4 protein-coding genes and 1 pseudogene are annotated in these 4,405 nt (G+C 31.7%); 2 read left to right on the top strand and 3 right to left on the bottom strand.

Features of this window, described 5'->3' with window-relative positions:
* The 3 genes from ACIQ11_RS09015 to ACIQ11_RS09005 form a co-directional block, all read right to left on the bottom strand.
* Nucleotides 1–962, bottom strand: a 962-nt coding sequence (locus ACIQ11_RS09015) for an LON peptidase substrate-binding domain-containing protein (RefSeq protein ID WP_396154305.1), incomplete at its 3' end; no start/stop codon positions are given.
* A gap of 146 nt (nucleotides 963–1,108) precedes the next feature.
* A complete protein-coding gene (locus ACIQ11_RS09010; protein WP_396154306.1) occupies nucleotides 1,109–2,404 on the bottom strand; it encodes an MFS transporter in 1,296 nt (431 codons plus the stop codon).
* A 57-nt stretch (nucleotides 2,405–2,461) separates the two neighbouring features.
* Entirely contained in the window at nucleotides 2,462–3,277 is an 816-nt protein-coding gene (locus ACIQ11_RS09005; RefSeq protein ID WP_396154304.1) for a M48 family metallopeptidase, read from the bottom strand.
* A gap of 97 nt (nucleotides 3,278–3,374) precedes the next feature.
* On the opposite strand from ACIQ11_RS09005, the gene ACIQ11_RS09000 reads away from it, so the two are divergent.
* Together ACIQ11_RS09000 and ACIQ11_RS08995 are read left to right on the top strand one after the other, a co-directional pair.
* Entirely contained in the window at nucleotides 3,375–4,238 is an 864-nt protein-coding gene (locus ACIQ11_RS09000) for an alpha/beta fold hydrolase (RefSeq protein WP_396154303.1), read from the top strand.
* Nucleotides 4,239–4,293: 55 nt separating this feature from the next.
* Nucleotides 4,294–4,405: pseudogene (locus ACIQ11_RS08995) on the top strand (transketolase); the annotation flags it as partial.

The raw sequence follows: 4,405 nt of genomic DNA, 5'->3' as shown, positions 1-4,405 counted from the left end.
TCTGGCGAATTTGGATTGGTTCTTTGTAATTTATAAATTTCTTTATCAAAATGTTCCGCTGTTTTTGCATCCCATTTTTTACTTTTTCCTTTGTTTCGCATTTCTTCAATTTCAGCATCGTGCGAAACGCCACCCAATTCTTCCTGAATGGTTTTCATTTGTTGCTGTAAGAAATATTCGCGTTGTTGTTGGTCTAAATCAAATCGAACTTTAGATTGAATATCATTTTTTAACTCCAATTTCTGAAGTTCTAAATTCATATAACGTAAGGTTTCTAAAGCGCGCTCTTTCAAATCTACAATGCCTAATAGATATTGCTTATCCGAAACATTTAAATTCATATTTGAAGAAACAAAATTGATTAAAAACGGATTACTTTCGATGTTTTTAATTGCAAAAGTGGCCTCTGAAGGTATGTTTGGACTTTCTTTTATGATTTCAATGGCTAAATCCTTTATAGATTCAATTATTGTAGAAAATTCTTCATCTTTTTTCTTCGGACGCACTTCATTTACTTCCTTTATTTTGGCTTTGAAGTAAGGTTCGCTTTGGGTAAATTCACTTATTTCAAAACGTTTTTTTCCTTGAAGAATTATGGTTGTATTGCCGTCGGGCATTTTCAAAACACGCATAATACGAGCAACGGTTCCTACGTGATAAATTTCATCTGAGGTAGGATCTTCGTCAGCTTCATTTTTTTGCGCTACTACTCCAATAATTTTACCGGCGGCATTAGCATCGTTTATTAATTTTATCGATTTATCTCGTCCAGCTGTAATAGGGATTACTACTCCAGGAAACAAAACGGTGTTTCTTAAAGGTAAAATAGGTAAATCTGCAGGTAATTTTTCATTATTCATTTCCTCCTCATCTTCGGGAGTCATTAATGGAATTAATTCTGCTTCTGAGTCTAATTCTTGAAGCGACAAATTGTCAATCGCTACTATTTTATGGTTTGGCATATCTATTTATAAGTCATTTTGTCATTAAAAATGGGATGTAAATTTACAACTATTTTTTTTAATCGACGTAAGTCTCAATAAAAACAACAAGTACAGATTAATTTACATTTCTAATAGTCAAGATGTATGCCATAAAAAAATCGAAATTATTTATTTTCAATTTTTAAAGTTCTAAAAAGTAAAACAACACCAATAACAAAAAATAACACTAAAAACAGAATAGCATTTCGCATACTTCCTGTAATTTGGTTGATGCTTCCGTAAAGTAACATTCCAATTACAATTCCAATTTTTTCGGCTACATCATAAAAACTAAAAAAAGAGGTGGTATCATTTGTTTCGGGCATTAATTTAGAAAAAGTAGAGCGTGAAAGCGATTGTATTCCGCCCATAACTAAACCTACAATTCCTGCAACCAAGTAAAACTGTATGGGTTTTGTAACAAAAAAAGCACTGATACAAATAAATATCCAAACCGAATTAATACCAATTAACGTTTTAATATTTCCGAATTTTAATGCCAATTTTGAGGTTAAAACAGCTCCCAAAACCGCTACCAATTGGATCATTAGTATACTTACAATTAATCCTTGTCTTTTTTCGTCAGCTGTACCCCAATTTATTTCCTGTTCTCCAAAATAAGTAGCAACAAGCATTACGGTTTGTACCGCCATGCTGTAAACAAAAAAGGCAATTAAAAAGCTTTTTAATTTCGCGTCCTTAAAAAATAATTTTTGAACTTTCTTTAATTCTTCATATCCATTAAGGACTATCGAAAAAGTTAGCGGATGCTTATTTTTATTTCCTTTTGGTAAATAATAAAAAGTATATTGACTAAATACAATCCACCAAATTCCAGTAAAAACAAATGATAATTTCATAGCATATATCGCTTCTTCATCTGTTCTTCCAATAATTAAATACAAACAAATAACAAGTAAAATAACACTTCCAATATATCCTAATGAAAAACCTTTTGCGCTTAATTTATCGTGTTGTACTGTAAAAGCGATATCTGATAAATACGAATTATAAAACACTAAACTTCCCCAAAAACCAACCAATCCAAAATAGAAACAACACATACCAAAAATTATGTTTTCTTTGGTAAACCAATATAAACCGATACAAGATGCAGCACCTAAGTAACAAAAAAACTGCATAAATCGTTTTTTATTTCCTAAATAATCTGCAATTCCTGATAAAATAGGAGATAAAACGGCAACTGTTAAGAAAGCAAAAGCGGTAATGAAGAAAACCAGTGATGTAGCTTTAATGGATGTTCCGAATACATCAATATTTGGATTTTCTTTCGTGAATAAAAACCCAAAATATAATGGAAAAATAGAAGATGATATTACCAACGAATACACAGAATTTGCCCAATCATAAAATGCCCAAGCATTCATTACTTTGTTATTTCCTTTTTCTAGTTGTTGCATCATATATAAAATAAAAATCCCGATAAATATCGGGACTAATATAAGATAATATTTTTACTATTTAAAAGTAACGCCAAATTTAGCAGCTTCTGCTTTAGCTTGAGGAATTAATGCGGTTAATTCATCAATTCTTGTTTGGTTACTTGGGTGTGTACTTAAAAATTCTAGAGGCGCTTTTCCTTCAGATTGTGCCGACATCCTTTCCCACACTTTAACTGCATTTATTGGATCATATCCGGCAATAGCCATAAGTGTCAATCCAATCATATCGGCTTCACTTTCATGTGCTCTGCTAAACGGCAAAATTCCTAATACTTGCGAACCAGCTCCATACGCTTGCATAGCTTCATTTTGATATTTTGGTACATATTTTTCGGCGGCTACAGCAGCACCAACACCGACAGCTTGTTGTAATAAACCAGCACTCATTCGTTGTTGCCCGTGATTGGCTAATGCATGTGCAACTTCATGCCCCATTACAGCTGCTATTCCTGCATCGTCTTTACATACTGGTAAAATTCCAGTGTAAAAAACAATTTTACCACCAGGCATGCACCAAGCATTTACTTCTTTACTGTCTACTAAATTGTATTCCCATTTGTAATCGTTTAAATAATCTGATTTTCCGTTAGCGGTTAAAAAGCGTTCTGAAGCAGTTTTTATTTTCATACCAATTGTTTCGATACGTTTGGCATCAGAAGTTCCTTTAACTACTTTGTTTTCAGATAAAAATTGATCGTATTGTTGAAAAGCAGATGGAAAAATTTGACTGTTTGGAACAAAAGCCATTGTGCTTTTTCCTGTGAACGGATTTTTTGCACAAGAAACTACAAGAATTCCTGTTACGATAAGTGATTTTAGAAATATTTTCATGATGTAAAATTTGGTCTAACAAAGTTATTCTATTTTTTGTTTATTTCAAAAATCATACCATACTATAATTGATTACTTTTGCATAAAAATATGACAGATGCCAAATAAAAAATCTTCAACCACAACTCAAGTTCCAAAATTCATAGTTTTAATCGGGCGGTTTTTGTATCGAATTTCTCCAAATTTGGCTGAGAAATTTGCTCGAAAATTATTTATTACGCCAATTAAACATAAAATTCCGAAAAGAGAATTTCAAATGGAAGCCACTTCGCAACAAACCAAATTATTTGTTCCAACAATTAATAAAGAAATTGTGGTCTATGCTTATGGAAATTCGAGTAAAAAAATACTTTTGGTTCATGGTTGGTCGGGTAGAGGAACCCAATTGGTTAAAATTGCTGATACTTTAATAGAAAACGGGTATTCTATAATTAGCTTTGATGCACCTGCCCACGGAAAATCAGGTACAAAAACTACATTAATGCTCGAGTTTATCGAATCGATTTTAGAGGTTGAAAAACACTATGGTCCTTTTGAATTTGCTGTAGGACATTCCTTAGGAGGTATGTCTATTTTGAATGCAGTAAAAAAAGGCTTGCAAATAAAAAAAGCGATAGTAATTGGTAGTGGAAATAGCGTCATTAATATTGTGAATACATTTATTGAAAAAATTGGTTTACCAAATGATGTAGCTATTTTAATGAAAAATAATTTTGAGAAAAAATACCATTTTGAAATGGAAAGTTTTTCGGCATACGTAGCAGCTAAAGATGTGAAAATTCCAGTTTTAGTTATTCATGACACTGATGATGAAGATATACCGGTTTCAGAAGCCTATCATTTAGCGGAACACCTTTCTGATAAAGAATTGCTAATTACAAATCAATTAGGACATAGAAAAATATTAGGTGATTCAAAAGTGATTCAAAAAATTGTTGAATTCTTATTGATAAAAAAATAAAATCTCATTAGTATAAACAGATTATTAAATTTATTTTTGCAAAAAACTTTTTACAATGACACAACAAATTTCTAATTTAGAACAATTTACACAACAAGTTCGAAGAGATATTCTTAGAATGGTTCATGCAGTTAATTCAGGTCACCCAGGTGGTTCTTTGGGCTGTG

The sequence above is a fragment of the Flavobacterium sp. genome, assembly GCF_044361065.1.
Lineage (GTDB): Bacteria > Bacteroidota > Bacteroidia > Flavobacteriales > Flavobacteriaceae > Flavobacterium.
The sequence above is the reverse complement of the archived record's forward strand: the minus strand, read 5'-3'. Positions and strand labels throughout refer to the sequence as shown.

Bases quoted from the DNA above. Each gene is read 5' to 3' on its own strand.
- ACIQ11_RS09005 (WP_396154304.1), bottom strand. From the start codon at position 3,277: ATGAAAATATTTCTAAAATCACTTATCGTAACAGGAATTCTTGTAGTT.
- ACIQ11_RS09000 (WP_396154303.1), top strand. From the start codon at position 3,375: ATGCCAAATAAAAAATCTTCAACCACAACTCAAGTTCCAAAATTCATA.
- ACIQ11_RS09010 (WP_396154306.1), bottom strand. From the start codon at position 2,404: ATGCAACAACTAGAAAAAGGAAATAACAAAGTAATGAATGCTTGGGCA.